19 protein-coding genes are annotated in these 22,050 nt (G+C 66.8%); 7 read left to right on the top strand and 12 right to left on the bottom strand.

Annotated features, from left to right (window positions below; all coding sequences use genetic code 11):
- Positions 1–40 precede the first annotated feature (40 nt).
- From secF to QTH97_RS14260, 4 genes are all read right to left on the bottom strand, one after another.
- A complete protein-coding gene (gene secF, locus QTH97_RS14275; RefSeq protein ID WP_286568870.1) occupies positions 41–994 on the bottom strand; it encodes a protein translocase subunit SecF in 954 nt (317 codons plus the stop codon).
- 12 nt (positions 995–1,006) lie between these two features.
- Complete coding sequence (secD, locus tag QTH97_RS14270) at positions 1,007–2,887, bottom strand: protein translocase subunit SecD (protein ID WP_286568869.1); 1,881 nt, start codon at positions 2,885–2,887, stop codon at positions 1,007–1,009.
- A gap of 271 nt (positions 2,888–3,158) precedes the next feature.
- Positions 3,159–3,491: a preprotein translocase subunit YajC gene (gene yajC, locus QTH97_RS14265; protein WP_286568868.1), complete on the bottom strand. Its 333-nt coding sequence runs from the start codon at positions 3,489–3,491 to the stop codon at positions 3,159–3,161.
- A 398-nt stretch (positions 3,492–3,889) separates the two neighbouring features.
- Complete coding sequence (locus tag QTH97_RS14260; RefSeq protein ID WP_286568867.1) at positions 3,890–7,507, bottom strand: indolepyruvate ferredoxin oxidoreductase family protein; 3,618 nt, start codon at positions 7,505–7,507, stop codon at positions 3,890–3,892.
- A 171-nt stretch (positions 7,508–7,678) separates the two neighbouring features.
- Between QTH97_RS14260 and QTH97_RS14255 the strand changes: the two genes are divergently transcribed.
- Both QTH97_RS14255 and QTH97_RS14250 read left to right on the top strand, forming a co-directional pair.
- Positions 7,679–8,173, top strand: a complete 495-nt coding sequence (locus tag QTH97_RS14255; protein WP_286568866.1) for an Lrp/AsnC family transcriptional regulator — start codon at positions 7,679–7,681, stop codon at positions 8,171–8,173.
- Positions 8,174–8,179: 6 nt separating this feature from the next.
- The gene (locus QTH97_RS14250) at positions 8,180–9,805 is read left to right on the top strand and encodes an MFS transporter (protein WP_286568864.1); all 1,626 of its coding nucleotides are present in this window, start codon (positions 8,180–8,182) and stop codon (positions 9,803–9,805) included.
- A gap of 121 nt (positions 9,806–9,926) precedes the next feature.
- On the opposite strand, the gene QTH97_RS14245 is transcribed toward QTH97_RS14250, so the two are convergent.
- The 8 genes from QTH97_RS14245 to QTH97_RS14210 all read right to left on the bottom strand — a co-directional run bounded on the left by QTH97_RS14245 (position 9,927) and on the right by QTH97_RS14210 (position 16,811).
- Positions 9,927–10,241: a cytochrome C oxidase subunit IV family protein gene (locus QTH97_RS14245; RefSeq protein WP_286568863.1), complete on the bottom strand. Its 315-nt coding sequence runs from the start codon at positions 10,239–10,241 to the stop codon at positions 9,927–9,929.
- Positions 10,242–10,249: 8 nt separating this feature from the next.
- Positions 10,250–10,945 carry a heme-copper oxidase subunit III family protein gene (locus QTH97_RS14240; protein WP_286568862.1) on the bottom strand — a complete coding sequence of 232 codons (696 nt, stop codon included), beginning with the start codon at positions 10,943–10,945 and terminating at the stop codon, positions 10,250–10,252.
- 10 nt (positions 10,946–10,955) lie between these two features.
- Positions 10,956–11,576 carry a cytochrome c oxidase subunit 3 family protein gene (locus QTH97_RS14235; RefSeq protein ID WP_286568861.1) on the bottom strand — a complete coding sequence of 207 codons (621 nt, stop codon included), beginning with the start codon at positions 11,574–11,576 and terminating at the stop codon, positions 10,956–10,958.
- Complete coding sequence (gene ctaD, locus QTH97_RS14230) at positions 11,573–13,375, bottom strand: cytochrome c oxidase subunit I (RefSeq protein WP_286568860.1); 1,803 nt, start codon at positions 13,373–13,375, stop codon at positions 11,573–11,575. Before ctaD ends, QTH97_RS14235 begins: the two co-directional genes overlap by 4 nt.
- A complete protein-coding gene (locus tag QTH97_RS14225; RefSeq protein WP_286568859.1) occupies positions 13,372–14,535 on the bottom strand; it encodes a c-type cytochrome in 1,164 nt (387 codons plus the stop codon). Before QTH97_RS14225 ends, ctaD begins: the two co-directional genes overlap by 4 nt.
- A 55-nt stretch (positions 14,536–14,590) precedes the next feature.
- Entirely contained in the window at positions 14,591–15,106 is a 516-nt protein-coding gene (locus tag QTH97_RS14220) for a DUF1269 domain-containing protein (RefSeq protein WP_286568858.1), read from the bottom strand.
- Between the two features lie 96 nt (positions 15,107–15,202).
- Entirely contained in the window at positions 15,203–16,444 is a 1,242-nt protein-coding gene (locus QTH97_RS14215; protein ID WP_286568857.1) for an NAD(P)/FAD-dependent oxidoreductase, read from the bottom strand.
- The gene (locus tag QTH97_RS14210) at positions 16,428–16,811 is read right to left on the bottom strand and encodes a VOC family protein (RefSeq protein WP_286568855.1); all 384 of its coding nucleotides are present in this window, start codon (positions 16,809–16,811) and stop codon (positions 16,428–16,430) included. Before QTH97_RS14210 ends, QTH97_RS14215 begins: the two co-directional genes overlap by 17 nt.
- A gap of 275 nt (positions 16,812–17,086) precedes the next feature.
- Between QTH97_RS14210 and QTH97_RS14205 the strand changes: the two genes are divergently transcribed.
- The 5 genes from QTH97_RS14205 to QTH97_RS14185 are packed head-to-tail and all read left to right on the top strand — an operon-like array spanning position 17,087 to position 22,039.
- Positions 17,087–17,908, top strand: coding sequence for a creatininase family protein (locus tag QTH97_RS14205; protein ID WP_286568853.1), 822 nt, complete (start codon positions 17,087–17,089; stop codon positions 17,906–17,908).
- Between the two features lie 23 nt (positions 17,909–17,931).
- Positions 17,932–18,732: an ABC transporter ATP-binding protein gene (locus QTH97_RS14200; protein ID WP_286568852.1), complete on the top strand. Its 801-nt coding sequence runs from the start codon at positions 17,932–17,934 to the stop codon at positions 18,730–18,732.
- Complete coding sequence (locus QTH97_RS14195) at positions 18,710–19,591, top strand: ABC transporter permease (RefSeq protein ID WP_286568851.1); 882 nt, start codon at positions 18,710–18,712, stop codon at positions 19,589–19,591. The genes QTH97_RS14200 and QTH97_RS14195 overlap by 23 nt, the downstream gene beginning before the upstream one ends.
- Positions 19,588–20,985 carry an FAD-binding oxidoreductase gene (locus tag QTH97_RS14190; protein ID WP_286568850.1) on the top strand — a complete coding sequence of 466 codons (1,398 nt, stop codon included), beginning with the start codon at positions 19,588–19,590 and terminating at the stop codon, positions 20,983–20,985. Before QTH97_RS14195 ends, QTH97_RS14190 begins: the two co-directional genes overlap by 4 nt.
- A gap of 37 nt (positions 20,986–21,022) precedes the next feature.
- Complete coding sequence (locus tag QTH97_RS14185; RefSeq protein ID WP_286568849.1) at positions 21,023–22,039, top strand: ABC transporter substrate-binding protein; 1,017 nt, start codon at positions 21,023–21,025, stop codon at positions 22,037–22,039.
- The last annotated feature ends 11 nt before the right edge of the window (positions 22,040–22,050 follow it).

Below are 22,050 nucleotides of genomic sequence, written 5' to 3'. Positions count from 1 at the left end.
GGCAGTGAGTCCACGCGTTGACCGAGAGTGGAGACCAGCCTCACACCGTCGCGCCGGCGTTCGGATCGTCGGGGTCACCCTCGCGCTTGATCGGCCCCTTGACCAGGTCCTCCCGCTTGACGCCCAGCCACATCGCAATGGCCGCCGCCACGAAGGCCGACGAGTAGATGCCGAACAGGATGCCGATGGTCAGGGCGAGCGCAAAGTAATGCAGCGTCGGACCGCCGAAGAAGAACATCGACAGCACCACGAGCTGCGTGGACCCGTGCGTGATGATGGTCCGGCTGATGGTCGAGGTGATCGCGTTGTCGATGACTTCGCGGGTGGTCATCTTGCGATAGCGCCGGAAGTTCTCGCGCACCCGGTCGAAGATCACGACCGACTCGTTGACGGAATAGCCCAGCACCGCCAGCACCGCCGCCAGCACCGCCAGCGAGAACTCCCACTGGAAGAAGGCGAAGAAGCCCAGGATGATCACCACGTCGTGGAGATTGGCCAGCACGGTGGCGAGCGCGAACTTCCATTCGAAGCGGAAGGCCAGGTAGATCATGATGCCGACCACCACCATGCCCAGCGCCTTCAGGCCGTTGGTGGTGAGTTCGTCGCCGACCTGCGGTCCGACGAACTCGGTGCCGCGCAGCGTGGCGGTCGGGTCGGCCGCCTTGAGCGCCTCCATGACCTGTGAACTCTGCTGCGCGGAGGTCTGGCCCTTATGGACCGGCAGGCGGATCTGCACGTCGCGCGAGGTGCCGAAGTTCTGCACCTGCACATCCGTGTAGCCCAGCTTGCCGATGGTCTCGCGCACCTTGCCGATATCGACCGACTGCTGGTAGGCGACCTCCATCACCGTGCCGCCGGTGAATTCGACCGACAGGTGCAGCCCGCGATGGAACAGGAAGAACACCGCGAGCAGGAAAGTCACGATGGACACCGCGTTCAGCACCAGTGCGTGGCGCATGAACGGGATGGTCTTGTGGATCCGGAAAAATTCCATTTGGCGTGTCCCTTATTTCGCGGCGGCCTCGGCCGGGTTGGCCGGTGGCTTCCATACGGTGCCGATCGACAGGGTCTTGAGCTTCTTCTTGCTGCCGTACCAGAAGTTGACCAGCCCGCGCGAGAAGAACACGGCCGAGAACATCGAGGTGACGATGCCGATGCAGTGCACCACCGCAAAGCCGCGGATCGGGCCGGAGCCGAATGCCAGCAGCGCGATGCCCGCGATGAGCGTGGTCACGTTGGAGTCCAGGATCGTGCCCCAGGCGCGGTCGTAGCCAGCATGGATGGCGGCCTGCGGCGAGGCGCCCGCACGCAGTTCCTCGCGGATGCGCTCGTTGATCAGCACGTTGGAGTCGATGGCGACGCCGATCGCGAGCGCCATGGCCGCGATGCCCGGCAAGGTCAGCGTGGCCTGCAGCATCGACAGGATCGCGACGAGCAGCAGGAGGTTCACGGCCAGCGCGATCGACGAGAACACGCCGAACAGCGCGTAGTACAGGCACATGAACACCATGATGGCGATGAAGCCATACATCACGCTGTCGAAGCCCTTCTTGATGTTGTCGGCGCCGAGGCTCGGGCCGATGGTGCGTTCCTGGATGATCTCCATCGGCGCCGCAAGCGAGCCGGCGCGCAGCAGCAGCGCGAGGTCATTGGCCTCGACCACGCTCATGGAACCCGAGATCTGGAAGCGGTTGCCCAGTTCGCCGTTGATCGAAGGCGCAGTGAGCACTTCCCCCTTGCCCTTTTCGAAGATCAGCATCGCCATGCGCTTGTGCATGTTCTCGCGGCTGACGTCGCGCATGATGCGGCCGCCCTTGGAGTCCATGGTCAGGTCGACCTTGGGTTGCTGGGTCTGCGAATCAAAGCCGGGCTGGGCGTCGGTGAGGTTCTCGCCCGTCACCAGCACCTGCTTCTTGACGATCACCGGGCGGCCCTGGCGGTCGAGGAACTTCTCGGAGCCGAAGGGCACCGGCCCTCCGCCCTGCTCGGCGGCGCGGGCTTCCGCGCTTTCGTCGACCAGGCGCATTTCGAGCGTGGCGGTGCGGCCGAGGATGTCCTTGGCCTTGGCCGTGTCCTGCACGCCGGGCAGTTGCACCACGATGCGGTCCAGACCCTGCTGCTGGATCACAGGCTCGGCCACGCCGAGTTCGTTGATCCGGTTGTGCAGGGTCGTGATGTTCTGCTTGAGCGCCGCGTCCTGCAGTCGCCGCGCCGCTTCGGGCTTGATCGAGACCGTCAGCTTGAAGTCGTTGCCATCCTGGCTTTCGACCGCGGTGAGGTCCTGGAACTGGTCCTGCAGCAGCGCCTTGGCGGTCGTCACGCCCGCGGCGTCGCGGAAACGCATTTCGATGGTCTGGCCGACGCGGTTGACCGCGCTGCCGCGGACGCCCTTGTCGCGCAGGCCGGTGCGAAGGTCGCTCGCGAAGGACTCGGCCTTCTTGTCGATGGCGCCCTTCATGTCGACCTGCAGCAGGAAGTCCACGCCGCCGCGCAGGTCCAGGCCCAGGTACATCGGAAAGGCATGCAGCGCGGTCAGCCAGGACGGCGAGCGCGACAGCAGGTTGAGCGCCACCACATAGGGCGGATCGCTCGGGTCCGGAACCAGCGCGTGCTGCAGCACGTCGCGCGCCTTGAGCTGGTCGTCGGTGTTGGTGAAGCGCGCGCGCACCGAGGTGGGGTCGAGCGTCAACAGGTCGGGCGTGACACCGGCGGCCTTCAGCGCCTCGGCGACACGGGCCTGCGTGCCTGCGTCGACCTTGACGGTCGACTTGGCCGACGACACCTGCACCGCAGGCGCTTCGCCGAAGAAATTGGGCAGGGCGTAGATCAGCCCCACGAGCAACACGATCACGATGATCGCGTACTTCCAAACCGGATATCTGTTCATGCTCGCCCCCAGGCTTCGCGCACTTCGTGTCGCTTCGCCACCCCCCTACCGGGGGCGCTGCCGGTGGCCCGGCCAAGCCGGTTCCACAGCAGCCCACGAACGCAGCGCGCTACTCGCGGCTGCCGGGAAAAAAAGTCATTGCTCATTGATATTCGGCCGGCAAGCCCGGCCCGTTAGTGAAACACCGCGGAACCGGCTTGGCCGGGCCGCTGGTGTTGCCCCCAGCAGGGGGTGCCCGAGCACACGAAGTGAGCGAGGCTGGGGGGGGGCATTACTTGATTACGCCCTTGGGGAGCACTTGCACGACGGCGCTGCGCTGGATCTGGACCTCGACGCCCTTGGCGATCTCGATGGTCAGGTATTGCTCGCCGATCTGGGTGATCTTGCCGAGCACGCCGCCGGCCGTCGCGACCTCGTCGCCCTTGGCCAGCGCCTCGATCATGGCGCGGGCTTCCTTCTGGCGCTTCATCTGCGGGCGGATCATCACGAAGTAGAGGACCACGAACATCAGCACCAGCGGGAGCATGCTGCCGAGCGAGGACATCATGTCGCCGCCTCCGGCAGCAGCGGGCGCGGTCTGGGCGTAAGCAGAGGAAATGAACAAGGGAGTCTCCAGCAGAGGGGAAGAAATAAGTACGCAGGCCTCCAAAAACAAGAGGGGCCCGCAGATCCGCAGCGGTGCAAAACCGGCCACGCAGCGCGGTACCTGGCCGCGCACAGCACCGGGCATTGTATTAGTAAGGAATCGTCTCGCCCCCGGGTTTCCCGCACTCCGCGTCGGGTCCTTTTGCTCGCCCCCAGGCTTGCTCACTTCGTGTAGCCGCCTACCCCCACCGGGGGCAACACCGGCGGCCCGGCGAAGCCGGTCCGCGGTGGTTCTGAACTCACCCCCAGGCTTGCTCACTTCGTGTAGCCGCCTACCCCCACCGGGGGCAACACCGGCGGCCCGGCGAAGCCGGTCCGCGGTGTTTCACCAACGGGTCTGGCTTCGCCGGCCTGGCCTTACGCTACAGCGCGGGCTGCTTGAGGATTGCGCCACTTCGCCATGAGTTCCGTCCAGCGCACGCGGGCCGCGGCCAGGCTGCGCTCCTTGACATGGCCGTAGCCGCGGATCTGCTCGGGCAGGCTGGCGATTTCCAGGGCGGTGGTGTGGTTCCCGGCGTTCAGGCCGGCCAGCACTTCCTCGATGCTCGTGCGGTATTCGCCGATCAGGGCGCGCTCGGTCTTCCGTTCCTCGGTGCGGCCGAAGACGTCCAGCGCCGTGCCGCGCAGGCCCTTGAGCTTCGCGAGCACCTTGAAGCCCGTCAGCATCGCGGGGCCGAACTTCTGCTTCTGCAGTTCGCCCTTGGCGTTCCTCTTGGCGATGATGGGCGGCGCAAGGTGGTAGTTGAGCTTGAAGTCCTTGCCCACCTGCCCCTCGAACATGCCTTCGACCCGGTCGAGGAAGCTGCGGTCGGTGTGCAGCCGGGCCACTTCGTACTCGTCCTTGTAGGCCATCAGCTTGAACAGGTAGCGCGCGACGGCCTCGGTCAGGCTGGTCTTGCCCAGCGCCGACTCCGCCTTCTGGACCTTGGCGACGAAGGCCTTGTACTGGTCGGCGTAGGCTGCGTTCTGGTAGCCGGTCAGGAATTCGACGCGGCGCGCGACCAGGCTTTCGACCGTGTCGCGCTTCTTGAACTCGATGATCTGGCCGGGCTGGACGCGCTTTTGCAGTTCCAAGGGCCGCTGGGCGGCCTGGCGGCCCCATTCGAAAGCGGCCTTGTTGTTGTCGACCGCCACGGCGTTGAGCTCGATCGCGCGCATCAGCGACGCATGCTCGAGCGGAATCCAGCCCTTCTGCCACGCATAGCCGAGGATCATGGGGTTGACGTAGATCGAGTCGCCCATCAGCGAGGTCGCGGCCGCGTCGGCATCGAAGGCGCCGACGGCATCGGCGCCGACCGCGCGTGCGATCTCGACGGCGCAGGCGTCCTGCGGGTTCTGCCAGTTGGCATTGCGCACGAATGACGCCGTCGGGCTGCTGTGGCTGTTGAGCGCCACGTGCGTGCGGCCCTCGCGCATGCGCGCCATGGTCTCGGCATTGACGCTGACCAGCGGATCGCAGGCCAGGATCAGGTCGGCCGCCGCCGTGCCGACGCGCGTGGTGCGGATGTCGTCCTGCGTGTCGCCGATCAGCACGTGGCTCCAGGTCGCGCCGCCCTTCTGCGCCAGGCCCGCCGCGTCCTGCGTGACGATGCCTTTGCCTTCGATGTGCGCCGCCATGCCGAGCAACTGGCCGATGGTGATCACGCCCGTGCCGCCGACGCCGGCGACCACGACGCCCCAGACGTTGCCGCCCGCCAGCGACGGCAGGGCCGGCTCGTCGAGCGCGCCCAGTTCCGCTGGCGTGGAGCCCTTGCTCCTCGACTTCTTCTTGAGCTGGCTGCCTTCGACGGTCACGAAACTCGGGCAGAAGCCCTTGAGGCAACTCATGTCCTTGTTGCAGGTGCTCTGGTTGATGGTGCGCTTGCGGCCGAACTCGGTTTCGAGCGGCTCGACCGACAGGCAATTGCTCTGCACGCTGCAGTCGCCGCAGCCTTCGCAGACCAGTTCGTTGATGACCACGCGCTTCGCCGGATCGACGGCCGTGCCCCGCTTGCGGCGGCGGCGCTTCTCGGTCGCGCAGGTCTGGTCGTAGATGATCGCCGTCGTGCCCTTGATTTCGCGGAACTCTCGCTGGATCTCGTCCAGCTCGTCGCGGTGGCGCACCTTGACGTTCTCGCCGGGCACGTTCACGCCCTCGTATTTCTCGGGCTCGTCGGTGACGACGACCACCTTCACCGCGCCTTCGGCGTGCAGGCTCTCGGCGATCTGCAGCACCGAGTGCCCCTCGGGCCGCTCACCGACCTGCTGGCCGCCGGTCATGGCGACCGCGTCGTTGTAGAGGATCTTGTAGGTGATGTTCACGCCGGCCGCGATGCTCTGGCGGATCGCCAGCAGGCCGCTGTGGAAGTAGGTGCCGTCGCCGAGGTTGGCGAAGATGTGCTGGTCGGTCGTGAAGGGCTGCTGGCCGACCCATGGCACGCCCTCGCCGCCCATCTGCGTGAAGCCGATGGTCGAGCGGTCCATCCAGGTCGCCATGAAGTGGCAGCCGATGCCGCCCATCGCGCGCGAGCCTTCGGGCACGACGGTGCTGGTGTTGTGCGGGCAACCCGAGCAGAACCAGGGTTGGCGGCCCGCGTCCGAAACCCCGGTGGCCTGCGGCGCGGCCATCGCACGTTCCTTGGCTTCGAGGATGGCGAGCTGGGCGTCGATGCGCGCGGCCATGTCGGCGCCGGCGGCGGCCAGCAGGCCGGTCTTCTTCAGGCGCTGGGCGATCGCCTTGGCGATCAGCGCCGGATTGAGGTCCGCGTTGGCCCGTAGCAGCGTGTGCGAGGTCGGGTTGGGCATCGACCATTCGCCGCCGGAGTAGCCCTCGGCCTGGTGCACCTCGCCCTCGTCGAACTTGCCGACCACGTTGGGCCGCACGTCGGCGCGCCAGTTGTAGAGCTCTTCCTTGAGCTGGTATTCGATGACCTGGCGCTTTTCCTCGACCACCAGGATTTCCTGAAGGCCGGTGGCGAATTCGCGGGTGAGCTGCGCTTCGAGCGGCCACACCACGGCCACCTTGTGCAGGCGGATGCCGAGCTGGCGGCAGGCCGCGTCGTCCAGGCCGAGGTCGATCAGCGCCTGGCGCGTGTCGTTGAAGGCCTTGCCGCTGGCCATGATGCCGAAGCGGTCGTTCGGCCCTTCGATCACGTTGTGGTTCAGCCGGTTGGCGCGGATGTAGGCCAGCGCGGCGTACCACTTGTAGTGCATGAGACGCGCTTCCTGCTCCAGCGCGTGGTCGGGCCAGCGGATGTGCAGGCCGCCGGGCGGCATCTGGAAATCGGTGGGCATGACGATCTCGACGCGCTCCGGGTCGATCATCGCGGTGGCGCTCGATTCGACGATCTCCTGGATCGTCTTCATGCCCGACCAGATGCCGGCGAAGCGGCTCATCGCGAAGGCATGGATGCCGAGGTCGAGGATTTCCTGAACGTTCGCCGGGAAGAACACGGGCGTGCCGCAGGCCTTGAAGATGTGGTCACTCTGGTGCGCCGCCGTCGAGCTCTTGGAGATGTGGTCGTCGCCGGCCACCGCGATCACGCCGCCGAACTCGGTGGTGCCGGCCATGTTGGCGTGCTTGAAGACGTCGGAGCACCGGTCCACGCCCGGGCCCTTGCCGTACCAGATGCCGAAGACGCCGTCGAACTTGTTGGTGCCGGCCGGCGAGAAGCCGAGCTGCTGGGTGCCCCAGAGCGCGGTGGCGGCCAACTCTTCGTTCACGCCGGGCTGGAAGACGATGTTCTGCTCTTTCAGGAACTTGCTGGCCTTCCAGAGCGCCTGGTCGTAACCGCCGAGCGGGGAGCCACGGTAGCCGCTGATGAAGCCCGCCGTGTTCCGGCCCTGCTGCTGGTCGCGCAGGCGCTGCAGCATCGGCAGCTTGACCAGCGCTTGCACGCCGCTCATGAAGGCGCGGCCGTAGTCCAGCGAGTATTTGTCGTCGAGCGTGACCGTTTCGAGGGCCTTGCGAATGTGCTCGGGCAGGGGTGCATTCATCGTGCTGTCTCCAGTGGGCTGTGCCTTGTGGGCGTGGCTTGCAGGGCATCCGGGTCGGATACCCCTCGGCCATCATGACGCAAAGTGTATGCCTGCTGTCCTGACAGGTGTTTGCGTTCTTTGCCCGCGGAATGCCCCATTCTGAAAGAATCTTGCTTAATATCCACTCGAATGGAAAGCATTGACAAGTTTGACCTCGCCATCCTGCAAGAACTGCAGGCCGACGGCCGACTCACCAACGCCGAACTCGCCCTGCGCGTGGGCCTGTCGGCCGCACCTTGCTGGCGCCGCGTCCGGGCGCTGGAGGAGGCTGGGTTCATCAAGGGCTACCACGCGGAGATCGACCGCCACAAGATCGGGCTCGGCGTGCTCGCGTTCGTGCGCGTGGACGCCGAGCGCGTCACCGGCGACGTCACGCGGAAGCTGGAGGACGCGATCCGCAAGCTGCCGGAAGTCGTCGCCTGCCACTACATCAGCGGCACCGGCACCTTCGAGCTGCAGGTGGTGGCGCAGGACCTCGACAGCTTCTCGCGCTTCGCGCTCCAGCACCTGCTCAACCTGCCGAACGTGAAGGACCTGCACACCAGCTTCTCTCTCGGCGAAGTGAAGGCGAGCCACGCCTTGCCGCTCGACCACCTGGCGCAGCAGGCGACGCGCCGACAATAGGCGCCGATGCCACCGATCTCGCCTCAGGAAACTCCCACCGCGCCACGCGTGCAGCCCACTCGCGTCGGACCTCTCGAACCGTTGAAGCTCCCCGTGTTCCGCATGCTGTGGAGCACCTGGCTGATCGCCAACGTCTGCATGTGGATGAACGACGTGGCGGCGGCCTGGATGATGACCTCGCTCACCACCTCGCCGATCTGGGTCGCGCTGGTGCAGTCCGCCTCCACGCTGCCCGTGTTCCTGCTGGGGCTTCCCAGCGGCGCGCTGGCCGACATCCTGGACCGGCGGCGCTGGCTGGTCGTCACACAGTTCTGGCTGGCGGGCACCGCGATCGTGCTGTGCGTCGCGGTCGTGATGGACGTGATGAACGCGCCGCTGCTGCTGGCCCTGACCTTCGCCAACGGCATCGGCCTGGCGATGCGCTGGCCCGTGTTCTCGGCCATCGTCCCCGAACTGGTGCCGCGCACGCACCTGCCCGCGGCGCTCGGGCTCAACGGCATCGCGATGAACGCCTCGCGCATCATTGGCCCGCTGCTGGCCGGCACATTGATCGCCAGCGCGGGCACGGTGTGGGTGTTCGGGCTCAACGCGGTGATGTGCGTGGCCTCGGGCTTCGTCGTGCTGCGCTGGAGGCGCGAGCACACGCCCAATCCGCTGGGCCGCGAGAAACTGATCAGCGCGATGCGCGTCGGCGTGCAGTTCGTGCGCCAGTCGCAGCGCATGCGGGCGGTGCTCACGCGCGTGGCGCTCTTCTTCCTGCATTCCACGGCGTTGCTGGCACTGCTGCCGCTGCTGGCGCGCAACCTCCGCGGCGGCGGCGCCGGCACCTTCACGTTGCTGCTCGCGGCCATGGGTTCGGGCGCCATCGTGGCCGTGCTGTTCCTGCCGCGGCTGCGCCAGGCGATGGTGCGCGACCAGTTGGTGATTCGCGGCGCGCTGCTGCAGTCCGGCGCGACGGCGGTGATGGCGGTGGCGCCGAATGCCTGGGTGGCGGTGCCGGCGATGTTCCTCGGCGGCATGGCCTGGATCACCGTTGCCAATTCGCTGTCGGTGTCGGCCCAGCTCGCGCTGCCCGACTGGGTGCGTGCCCGCGGCATGTCGATGTACCAGATGGCCATCATGGGCGCGAGCGCCTTCGGTGCCGCGCTCTGGGGCCAGGTGGCGGAACTCACCTCGCTCTACATCAGCCTCGGCATCGCCGCGGTGACCGGCAGCTTGTGCATGTTCGCCGCGTTGCGCTACGTGACCGACGGCGCCGGCGAAGAGGATGACACCAGCCCCGCCAAGCAAGGCTGGGCCGCCGGCCCGCCGAAAAGCGCGCCCGGCGAAGAAGGCCGCGTGGTCATCACGGTCGAATACCTGATCGACCCTGCTCGCGCGGCCGCCTTCCTGATCGTGATGCACCAGACGCGCCGCGCACGGCTCAGCCAGGGCGCGATCGCGTGGGAACTGCTGCATGACATCACCGACCCAAGCCGGTACGTCGAGCAGATCGTCGACGAGTCATGGACAGAGCATCTGCGGCGCTTTCATCGCGCGACGGCGGCGGACATGGCGTTGCGGGAGCGGCGGCTGACGTTCCATCAAGGGGAATCGCTGCCCGTTGTGACGCGATACATCGTGCACCGTTAGCCAGGACTCCTCCCAGGCTTGCCCACTGCGTGTGGCCGCCCACCCCCTGCCGGGGGCGCCGCCAGCGGCCCGGCAAAGCCGGTTCCGCGTCGGCCCCCAAGCAGATGGGCGTGAAGGACTTCTAGTGGAAGAACAGGAGTCGCGTCAGGAACGTATGGCCCGCCTCCGCAAACATCAGCCCCACCAGCACCAGCAGGCACAGCGGCGGCAGCAGGATCGCATACACCAGCGACAGCCGCTCCCACGCCATGTGCATGAAGATCGCCACGATCAAGCCGGCCTTCATCAGCATGAAGGTGATGATCAACCCCCAGCGAAGGTAGCCCTGGAAGTGCAGGTAGTCGACCATGTACGACATCGCGCTGAGCACGAACAGCAGCCCCCAGATCTTGAGGTAGAGGCTGATCGGATGTTGCTGGCCTGTGCCTGGGGTCATGATCGTCCTCACCAGAGATAGAAAAACGCAAAGATGAACACCCACACGAGATCCACGAAGTGCCAGTACAGGCCCGCGATCTCGACGATCTGGTAGTTGCCGGTGCGGTCGTAGTCGCCGCGGATGAGCTTGAAGGACACGATGAACAGCAGGATCACGCCGCCGGTCACGTGCAGGCCATGGAAGCCGGTGATCATGAAGAAGGTCGAGCCGAACTGCGCCGCGCCCATCGGATTGCCCCAGGGCCGCACGCCCTCCATGATCAGCTTGGACCACTCGAAGGCCTGCATGCCTACGAAGAGTTCGCCGAAGGTGGCGGTCACGAGCATCAGCGTGGCGGCGTTCACCTTGTCCCGGCGATAGGCGAAGTTGACGGCCATCGCCATCGTGCCGCTGCTGCTGATGAGCACGAAGGTCATGATCGCGATCAGCAGCAAGGGCACGTTGGCGCCGCCCACATGCAGCGCGAACACCTCGCTCGGGTTGGGCCATGTGGCGGTCGTCGAGACGCGCACCGTCATGTAGCCGGTGAGGAAGCAGCTGAAGATGAAGGTGTCGCTCAGCAGGAAGATCCACATCATCGCCTTGCCCCACGAGACGTGGAAGGCCTGGCGATCGGAAGACCAGTCGGAAATCAGACCGCGCCAGCCGTCCGCGACGATGGCCGGATTCAGGGGAGGTGCCGCGACGGTTGCCGTGTTCATGGATGCCTCCTCAGGCGGTGCCGCAGATGAAGCGCGCCACCTCGGGCGTCACCCACCCCAGCGTGGCGAACAGCACGATCCACACCGCGAGCATGAAATGCCAGTAGCGCGCGCACAGCGCGATGCGCCACGCGGCCTCGGCAGGTTCGCGCCGGGCGGCACGCATCGTCCACGCCCAGCCGGCGAGACCACCGGCCATGTGGAGCCCGTGCATCGCAGTCAGCAGATAGAAGAAACTCCCGGCCGGGTTGCCTGCCGGCATCACCTGGGCGCTCCACAGGGATTGCCAGGCCCACAGTTGCACGCAGAGGAATGCAGCCGCGCAGAGACCACCGGCGCTCAGCAGGCGGCGCGTGCGGATCACGTCGGCCCCGCGCGCCGCCCGCAGGGCGAGGTGCAAGGCCACGCTGCCGGCGACGAGCAGCGATGTGCTGAGCCACAGTTGCCACGGCAGCGACAGCGTCACCGCGTCGCTGCTGTTCATGCGCATCACGTAGGCCGTGATGAAGAGCGAGAACAAGGTGGTCGCGACGCCCATGAAGACCCACAACCCGATTCCGGCCGCGCTCGCGTGCGCATCGCGCAGCCGGGCGTCGCGGTCGATGCCGTTGACGACCAGCGAGGCGCTCATGCCGTTGCTCCTCGGGCCTCGCCGCCCTTGTCGGGATAAGCCTCGGGCTCCACGCCGCCGGCTTCGGGCGGCGCGTTCTGCGGAATGAAATCCTCCACCTTGCCCGGCACCCCGTAGGCATAGGCCCAGCGATAGACCACCGGCAGCCGCGGCCCCCAGTTGCCATGGGCCGGCGGCGTCGCCGGCGTCTGCCATTCGAGCGACGCGGCGCGCCACGGATTGGCATTCGCCGGCCGGCCGCGCCAGGCGCTCCACGCCAGATTGATGATGAACAGGAACTGCGCCGCCCCGACGATCAGCGCGACCACGGTGATGAAGGTGTTCAGCGTGAGCGCCGATTCCGGAATGAACTTGTACCCGTCGAAGTTGTAGTAGCGCCGCGGCATGCCGAGCACGCCGAGGTAATGCATCGGGAAGTAGATCAGGTAGGTGCCGAGGAAGGTGATCCAGAAGTGCCAGTGGCCGAGGCGGTCGTCGAGCATCCGGCCGGTGACCTTCGGGAACCAGTGGTAGATGCCGCCGAACACCACCAGCAGCGGCGCCACGCCCATCACCATGTGGAAGTGCGCCACCACGAAGTACGTGCCCGAGAGCGGAATGTCCACGCTCACGTTGCCGAGGAAGAGGCCGGTCAGCCCGCCGATGGCGAAGGTGCAGACGAAGGCCAGCGCAAAGAGCATGGGCACCGACAGGTGGATGTCGCCGCGCCACAGGGTCAGCAGCCAGTTGTAGACCTTGATCGCCGTCGGCACCGCGATGATGAGCGTGGTGGTCGCGAAGAAGAAGCCGAAGTACGGGTTCATGCCGCTCACGAACATGTGGTGCGCCCACACCACCACGCTGAGTCCGCCGATCGCGACGATGGCCCACACCATCATCCGATAGCCGAAGATGCACTTGCGCGCGTGCACGCTGATCAGGTCGGAGACGATGCCGAAGGCCGGAAGCGCCACGATGTAGACCTCCGGGTGCCCGAAGAACCAGAACAGGTGCTGGAACAGCAGCGGGCTGCCGCCCTTGTAGTTGGTCACCTGACCCATCGACACCAGCGCCGGCATGAAGAAGCTGGTGCCCAGCGTGCGGTCGAGCAGCAGCATCACGCCGCTGACGAACAGCGCCGGGAAGCCCAGCAGCGCGAGGATGGTCGCGACGAAGATGCCCCACACGGTCAGCGGCATGCGCATCAGCGTCATGCCCTGGCAGCGGGCCTGGAGCACGGTGGTCACGTAGTTGAGGCCGCCCATGGTGGTCGCCACGATGAAGATCACCAGCGACACCAGCATCAGCACGATGCCGCCTGAATGGCCTGGCGTGCCGGGCAGGATCGACTGCGGCGGGTACAGCGTCCATCCGGCGCCGGTGGGCCCGCCCGTGACGAAGAAGCTCGCCATCAGCACCACCACCGACAGCAGGTAGACCCAGAAGCTCAGCATGTTGAGATAGGGGAACACCATGTCCCGCGCGCCGACCATCAGCGGGATCAGGTAGTTGCCGAAGCCGCCGAGGAACAGCGCGGTCAGCAGGTAGATCACCATGATCATTCCGTGCATGGTCACGAACTGGTAGTAGCGCTCGGGGTTGATGAACTCGAAATGGCCCGGGTAGCCGAGCTGCAGCCGCATCAGGTTCGACAGCACCAGCCCCACCACGCCCACGGCGATGGCGGTGCAGGCGTACTGCACGGCGATCACCTTGTGGTCCTGGCTCCAGATGTAGCGCGTCAGGAAGCTCTTCGGTGCGTGGTGGTCGGCGTCGTCGTCGTGCGCAAGGGTGTGCGCCGTGGGCGCGTCAGGGTTCATCGCTGCACCTTCGGTTCGGTGGCAGCCTGCGCCGGCGGGCTGCCCAGGGACTGGATGTAGGCCACCAGCGCGGCCAGTTCTTCCTCGGTCAGGTCGATCTTGGGCATGACGGGCGGGAAGCCCTTCACGCCGCGCGCCTGCGGATCGCGGATGAAGCTGCGCAGGTAGTTTTCATCGACCAGCGCGGTCGACCCATCCCGCATGTTCTCGGTCTTGCCGTAGAGGCCCTTCCACGTCGGCCCCACGCGGGCGGTCCCGTCGATGGTGTGGCAGGCCACGCAACCCTTGGATTCCGAGAGCACCCGCCCCTGCTCGACGCGCGCGCCTGCGCCTCCGGCCGCGGCCTCGCCCGACGGGGGCGGCAGCGCCTTGACCTGCGTCCTGGCGAAGGTCGGCAACGCCATTTGCCAGGCCTGGAACTGCGCCGGATCTTCCACCACCACGAAGCCGCGCATGTTCGGATGGCCCACGCCGCAGAGCTGCGCACACAGCGCCTCGTAGCGGCCCACGACGGTCGGCGTGAACCAGAAGCGGCTGACCTGTCCCGGCACCGTGTTCATGCGCGCACGGAACGGCGGCACGTAGAAGTCATGCAGCACATCGTGCGAGCGCACGAGCACCAGCACCGGCTTGCCGAGGGGCAGATGCACCTCGTCGCCCGCGACCATGATGTCGTCCTGCCCGGCCGGGTCGGCGGGATCGAGCCCGAAGGGGTTGCTTGCGCTGTAGAAGCGCGCATCGCTCGCGCCCAGCTTGCCGTCCGCGCCGGGAAAGCGGTAGCGCCACTGCCATTGCTGGCCCACCACCTCCAGCACGAGCGAGTCGCGCGGCTCCCTCACGTAGTTGGCGTAGACCACCAGCCCCGGCGCCAGGAGCGCGATGATGCCGACCGTCGTGCCGCCGATCAGCCAGCGTTCCAGCTTCTTGTTCTCGGGCTCATGCGCCGCGCGGCTGCCTTCGCGGTGGCGGAAGCGCACCAGCGTGTACACGACGAAGAGATTGATCGCGACAAAGAAGACGCCCGTAATGACCAGCGTGATGGTCAGCGTGTGGTCCATCTCCTGCCAGTTGGAAGCCAGTGGCGTCAGCCACCACGGATTGACGACGTGAAAGACCACCGAGGCGACCACGATGATCAGCAGGGCGATGGCCATGATCATGTGTGGTTCCCTGGCTGTGCATCGGCGGTCCGCGACTCATCGATTCGGCGGCGTTTCAGCGGAACGCCGGGACCTGCTGCTCCTCGCCCTCGAAATGGGCTTCAGGATGCGCGGTCTGCAACAGTGCCTCGATGTCCTGCACACGCGATCGCGGCAGGTCCACCATCAGGAGAATCCGGCCCTCGGCCATGGCGCCCTCGAAGCGCCGCAACCGGATGCTCGGAATGGAGATGCCGATCATGCTGGCGGACCAGGCGCCGACCACGCCTCCCAGCACGCCGAGCAAGACGGCCACTTCCCATTCGGGGTCGTCGCCCATGACCGGAAAAAGCAAGCCGGCCACGAGGCCGGCGACCATGCCGCAGGCGCTGCCGATCACCCACCCGGTCTTTGCCGCGTGGACGACATCCGAGGTCTGCCACACGTTGGCCGCGTGGAGGCCGGTCATGTCCATGCCTTCCGGCCCGGCGAAATGAATGCGCGCAACGTCGACACGCGCCTGCACGAGATCGTGCATCGCTTGCCTGGCGCTCGCCAGATCCGGCATGAGCCAGTAAATGCGTCTCCTCATGGCACCCTCCTTTCCGTCTTGCGACGAGACAAGGAACCATGGACGACTTATATGCCCATGAGCGATCGTTATCAAGTCGGCAACCACCGACGCGGGTCAAGCGGACGGCAGGAGCATGCGGAGCAGGCCCTGGGCCGTCACGAGCGCGCGGGGCGTGTGGGTTTCCTCGATCACGCCGCTCAGCCGTTTTCTTGCGCTCTCGCTGTGGCGCGCGCGCCAGATCAGGAAGTCGGCCAGCCACGGATGGTTGTTGATTCGGTTGGCCTGCTCGTAAGCGTCGAAGCGCGGCTTCAGCGCATGCAGCGCGGCTTCGTAGCGTGCGCGCACTTGCGCTTCGGCCAGCCCTTGGTCGCGGCCTTCCGCGATCGACCGCGCGGCGAGCATGCCGGTCTCGAGCGCCTTGCCGATGCCCTCGCCGGTGAAGAGGTAGGTGCTGCCGGCCGCCTCGCCCGCCACCAGCAGCCCGGGCCGCGACCACGTCGCGCCGTCGAGCGAACAGCGCAGCGGCGCGCCCTTCAGCGGACCGAGCGGCTCGCCGCCTTCCATCAGCTCGCGCGCCGGCGCGTACACGCGGGTGAAAGTGGCGAACAGTTCGCGCAGGTTGACGTCCGGTGCGTCGGCGCGGCTGTGCGTGATCCCCACACCGATGTTGAACACGCCCCCGGCGCACGGAAAGATCCAGCCGTACCCGCGCCGCAATGCGCGATGCCACACCACGTCGAGCCCCTTGACCCGGTGCACCATCGCGTCGTTCCGCACGTAGCCGCGCAGCGCGATGCCGCTCGGCGTGCGGCGCGTGCACAGGCCGGCCGCCTCCAGGGGCACCGACGCCGCACCGGTCGCGAGCACGGTCCAGCGGGCGCGCAACGCCTGGATGACGCCGTCCGGTCGCGTGAGGCGTGCACCGATCACCTGTCGATCGCCGTCGAGCAGCGGCGCCTCGAAGCGGGCCGGCGCCAGCCAGCGCACACCCGCCCTGAGCGACGCCTGGCGCAGGATCTCGTCGAGTTCGCGGCGCGGCATCACCGCGAGATGTGCCGGCAACTCGACCCGGCCGCCACGCGGGCCGACGCAGCCGACGTGCGTCGCCGACCGCGCGCGCGCCAGCACTTCGTCGAGCACGCCGAGCCGATCGAGCGCCCGGTGCGCGTCCGGAATCAGCCCGTCGCCGCAGACCTTGTCGCGCGGGAACGCCTGCTGGTCGGCCAGCACCACATCGAAACCCGCGCGTGCAAGCACCTGGGCGCAGGCGCTCCCGGCCGGGCCGGCGCCGATCACCAGCACCTCGCACTCGACAGGGGCTGGCGCCGACGCCACCGGATCAGCCGCCGCTGCCATAGGGCCGGGTGAGGATCTCGAGGACGTGCCCGTCGGGGTCGTCCCAGTAGACGCCCCGGCCGCCGTCGCCATGGTTGATCTCGCCGGGCTGGTGGTGCCCGGGGTCGGCCCAATAGGGAATTCCGCGTGCGCGAATCCGCCCGAAGATCTCGTCGAACTCGCTTTCGCTCACGAGGAAGGCGTAGTGGGCCCAGTCGAACTCCTCATCGACACGCATGAAATCGAGCGTGACGCCGTTGTCGATCTCCACGCCATGAAACGGCCCGAAGCGCACCGGCGCGCCGCGACCGAGCAATGCGGCCAGGAGTGCCGCCGAAGCCTGCGGATCGCGGGCCTTGACGATCGTGTGATTCAACTGGACGGACATGGTGAGGCACCCTCGAATGCAAGCCACAAGTATTACTACCGCGTCCGGCGGGCGCAACGCGTAGACGGCGAATGACGGACCGCAGCATGGGGGAATGAATCGCCACACCTGTTCTATTGACCAATCGATCACATCTGCGTGGGTATCCCAAGCCACCCCCCACCGTCATTACCCTTCGTTGCAGATTGAGGTGAAATATTCCGGGTAAACGATAGTCAACCTTTTTTGACCGAGTGGATAATTTAGCCACCCTTCACGACGAACGAGGTTGCTTCATGACTTCCGCACGCCCGCGCAGCCGCTATTGGTCCGACCTGACCAGCGAAGAGTTTTCCCGCCTCGATCGCTCCCGGCTGATTGCAGTGCTGCCGGTGGGCGCGACCGAGCAGCATGGCCCGCACCTGCCGATGTCCACCGACACGGCCACCATCGACGGCATGGTGAGCGCAACGATCCCGTACCTGCCGGACGACCTTCCCGTGCTCTTCCTGCCCACGGTGGCCTACGGCAAGAGCAACGAGCATTCGCGCTACCCCGGCACGCTCACGGTGTCGGCCTCCACGCTGATCGCGTTGTGGAAGGACATCGGCGCCTGCGTCGCCAAGGCCGGCGTGCGCAAGCTGGTGCTCTACAACAGCCACGGCGGCCAGATGTCGGTGATGGACATCGTCGCCCGCGACCTGCGCGAGGCGCACGACATGATGGTCGTCGCGGCCAACTGGTACACGCTCGGCCTGCCCGAAGGGCTCTTCACCGCGCACGAAGGCAAGCACGGCGTGCATGCGGGCGACCTCGAAAGCTCGGTGATGCTGCACCTCACGCCGGACCATGTGCGGCCGGAGAACTTCCGCAACTTCCACTCGATGACGGAAGAACTGGCGAAGGAAAACAAGTTCCTTTCGATCACGCCCAGCGGCAAGCTCGGCTGGCAGATGCACGACATCAACCCCGCCGGCGCCGCCGGCGACGCCACGCGCGCCACCGCCGCCAAGGGCGAGGCGGTGCTCGACCACGTCGGCCGGCGCTTCGTCGAGTTGCTGCAGGAAGTCGATCGCTTCCCGCTCGAACGCCTCGCCAACGTGCCCGCCTGGCAGTGAAGGCCGGCCCCACCGGAGCAACCATGGAAAGCCCCACGCCATCCACCCCGCCGCTGGTCAGCCTGCGCCACGTCAGCAAGCGCTTCGCCAACGGCACGCTCGCGCTGCAGGGCATGACCCTCGACTGCGGCGAGCATGACTTCATCAGCTTCCTCGGCCCCTCGGGCTGCGGCAAGAGCACGGCCCTGAGGCTGATCGCCGGCCTGACGCGCATCAGCTCGGGCGAAGTCGCATGGTCGCGCACCAACACCGGCGCATCCACCAGCGATCGCGACCTGGGCTTCGTGTTCCAGGAACCGACGCTCATGCCCTGGGCGAAGGTGTTCGACAACGTCTGGCTGCCGCTCAAGCTGGCCGGCATGGGCCGCGACGCCGCCGCGCCGGTGGTGACGCAGGCGCTGGAGATGGTCGGCCTCTCGCGCTTCGCCGACGTGTACCCGCGCGAGCTGTCGGGCGGCATGAAGATGCGCGTGTCGATCGCGCGCGCCCTGGTCACGCGCCCGCGCCTGCTGCTGATGGACGAGCCCTTCGCCGCGCTCGACGAGATGACGCGCATCAAGCTCAATAACGACCTGCTCGCCATCTGGCGGGAGCATCGCTTCTCGATCATCTTCGTCACGCACAGCGTGTACGAATCGGTCTACCTGTCCAACCGCATCGTCGTGATGGCGCCCCGGCCGGGCCGCGTGGTCGACGAGATCCGCATCGACGAGCCCTACCCGCGCGGCGAAGCATTCCGCACCTCCACCCGCTACAACGCCCACTGCACGGCGGTGTCGCAGTCCCTGCACGGAGCCCTCCATGGCATCGACATCGATCACTGACACCCCGGCGCTCGCCGAACTGCAGGATGCGCCCTCGGCCGCCGAGCTGCAGGCGCGCGACGACCGGCTGCGGCGGCGCGATTCGCTCCTGCGCATCGCGGTGCCCACGGCCATCGTGGCAGGCCTGCTGCTGCTGTGGGAAGTCCTGGTGCGGGTGAACAACGTGCCGCACTACATCATCCCCGCGCCCTCGCTGATCTTCACCACGCTGATCGACAACTGGGACACGCTGTCGAGCGCGCTGTGGTTCACCGTCAAGCTCACCTTGCTGGCGCTGGTGGCGGCGATCGTCGGCGGCGTGCTGCTCGCGATCGCCTTTGCGCTGTTCAAGTGGGTGGAGATCGGCCTGTTCCCGATCGCGGTGATCCTGCAGGTCACGCCGATCATCGCGATCGCTCCGCTGATCCTGATCTACGTGTCGAGCACGACGGCGGCCCTGCTGCTGTGCGCGTGGATCGTGGCCTTCTTCCCGATCCTGTCGAACACGGTCATCGGCCTCAAGAGTGCCGACAGCAACCTGCGCGACCTGTTCCATCTCTACAAGGCCTCGCCCTGGCAGATGTTCCGCTACCTGCTGGTGCCGAGCGCGCTGCCCTTCTTCATGGCGGGGCTGAAGATCGCCGGCGGGCTGAGCCTGATCGGCGCGGTGGTCGCCGAGTTCACGGCCGGCACGGCGGGGCGGGAGACGGGCTTGGCATCGCGCATCCTCGAATCGAGCTTCCGCACCGAGATCCCGATGATGTTCGCGGCACTGCTGCTGGTGTCCTTGCTTGGGATCGTGATCTTCATCGTGTTCGCCGCGCTCTCTCGAATGGTCCTTGGCCATTGGCACGAAAGTGAAATGAGGAGAGAGCGATGAACTCGGCACTGATGGAACGCGACCGCCCTGCCGCCGAGACGATCGACTGGGACGCAGTCGCGCGCGACCTGCACGGCCTGAACGTGATCGTCTCGCCGGGCCAGCGCAAGCAGCTCTCCAAGGATTTCTACTGGTACAGCCCGATCCTGACCGAGCAGCTCGCCGGCTGCGTGGCCGACCTCGTCGTCAAGGTATCGACCGAAGAGGACGTTCGCCAGGCCGCCGCGGTGGCCGCGAAGTGGAAGCTGCCGCTCACCGTCCGCGCGGGCGGCACCGGCAACTACGGCCAGTGCGTGCCGCTCGAAGGCGGGCTGGTGCTCGACGTCACGCAGATGAGCCGCGTGCTGGAGATCGGCGACGGCCGCGTGCGCGTGCAGGCCGGCGCGCGCATGCACGACATCGAGCTCGCCGTGGCCGAGACCGGTCAGGCGCTGCGCATGTGGCCCTCGACCTGGCACGTGGCCTCGATCGGCGGCTTCATCGCGGGCGGCTTCGGCGGCATCGGCTCGATCCGCCACGGCATCCTGCGCGACCCGGGCAACCTGCTGCGCGCCCGCGTGATGACGGTGGAGCGCGAACCGCGCATCATCGAATTGCAGGGCGACGAGATCCAGCAGGTGCATCACGCCTATGGCACCAACGGCGTCATCACCGAAGTCGAAGTGGCACTGACCCCGGCCGTCGAGTGGGTGCACTGCATCGCGCTCTTCGAGAGCTACCGGCGCGTGATGGACTTCGGCGTCGCGGCGAGCACGCCCGAGCTGGAGCTGTTCCTGCTCTCGGCCGTCGATGCGCGTTTCTCGCCCTACTACGCCACCTTGGGCGAGCACTTTCCGCCAGACCGCCACGCGATGTTCGCCATGGTGGCGCCGGGCTCGATGGCCGCGTTCCGCGCGCTGGTCGCCGCGCACGGCGGCACGCTCTCGCTCGAAGGCACGGAGGCGGAGTTGCATGCAGCCGGCCTGCCGCCCGCCTACGAGTGCGCCTACAACCACACGACGCTGCAGGCGCTGAAGGTCGATCGCAGCTGGACCTACCTGCAGGTCGCCTATGCGCAGCCCTTCGATCCCGCGGTGGTCGACCGCCACATCGCGATCTTCGGCGACGACGTGCTGCAGCACCACGAGTTCGCACGCGCCGGCGGCGAGTACGGCACCTTCTCGATCCTGCTCGTCCGCTGGAAAGGCGAGGCGCACCAGTACGAGGTGATGCGCGAGATCGAGTCGCAAGGCGGCTGCCAGATCTTCAACCCGCATGTCGTGACCATCGAGGACGGCGGCATGAAGACCATCGACACCCAACAGATCGATTTCAAGAAGCGCAGCGATCCGATGGGCCTCATGAACCCCGGAAAGACACGCGGCTGGCACGCCGACATGGCCCGTGACGCCTGATCCCCACCCCCCCAGAGACACCACCCAAGGAACCACGATGCGACAAGTCCCCTTCCTCGCCCGCACCCTCCTCGCCGCGCTGCTCGCGGGCACCGCCTTCGCGGCCATCGCGCAGGACAAGGTCGTGCTCGCCACCAACTGGCGCGCCCAGCCCGGCCACGGCGGCTTCTACCAGGCGCTGGCCGACGGCACCTACAAGAAGTTCGGGCTCGACGTCGACATCCAGCAGGGCGGGCCGCAAGTCAACAACCGCCCGATGCTGCCGGCCGGCAAGATCGACTTCCTGATGACCGGCAACATGCTGATGGCCTTCGACAACATCAAGCAGAAGGTGCCGACCGTGGTCGTCGCCGCCTACTTCCAGAAGGACCCGCAGGCCATCATCGCCCACCCGGGCCAGGGCTTCGACAAGTTCGCCGATCTCGCCAAGGCCAAGACGGTGCTGCTCGCCAAGGACGGGCAGATCAGCTACTGGCAGTGGATGAAGAAGGCCTACGGCATGCGCGACGAGCAGGTGCGCCCCTACAACTACAGCCTCTCGCAGTTCCTCGCGGACAAGCAGTCGGTGCAGCAGGCCTACGCGACCTCCGAGCCTCTCGCCGTCGAGAAGCAGGCCGGCTTCAAGCCCGTGGTGCTGTCGCTGGCCGACGCGGGGTGGTCGACCTACGGCATGGTGATCGAGACGCGCCAGGACCTGGTGAAGACCAAGCCGGACGTGGTGCGCCGTTTCGTCGAGGCCACCAACATCGGCTACTACAACTACCTGTACGGCGACCGCAAGGCGGCCGATGCGCTGATCCAGAAGATCAACCCGGACATCAGCGACGACTACATCGAGAAGTCGATCCCGATCCTGCGCGCGCATATCGACGTGGGCGACGCGCCAGCCAAGGGCATCGGCGCGATCAGCGACGAGCGAATGAAGGACTTCTACGACAAGACGGTGGCAGCCGGCCTCTACAAGCCGACCGACTTCAACTACCGCGACGCGTACACGACGCAGTTCGTCAACAAGGGCACCGGCCTGGACGTCAAGAAGGGGCTCGCCAAGTAGCGCGCGAACGA

Source organism: Variovorax gracilis (genome assembly GCF_030317115.1).
GTDB classification, from domain to species: domain Bacteria; phylum Pseudomonadota; class Gammaproteobacteria; order Burkholderiales; family Burkholderiaceae_C; genus Variovorax; species Variovorax gracilis.
Note: the sequence above shows the minus strand (reverse complement) of the source record. Positions and strands in the feature narration are given on the sequence as shown.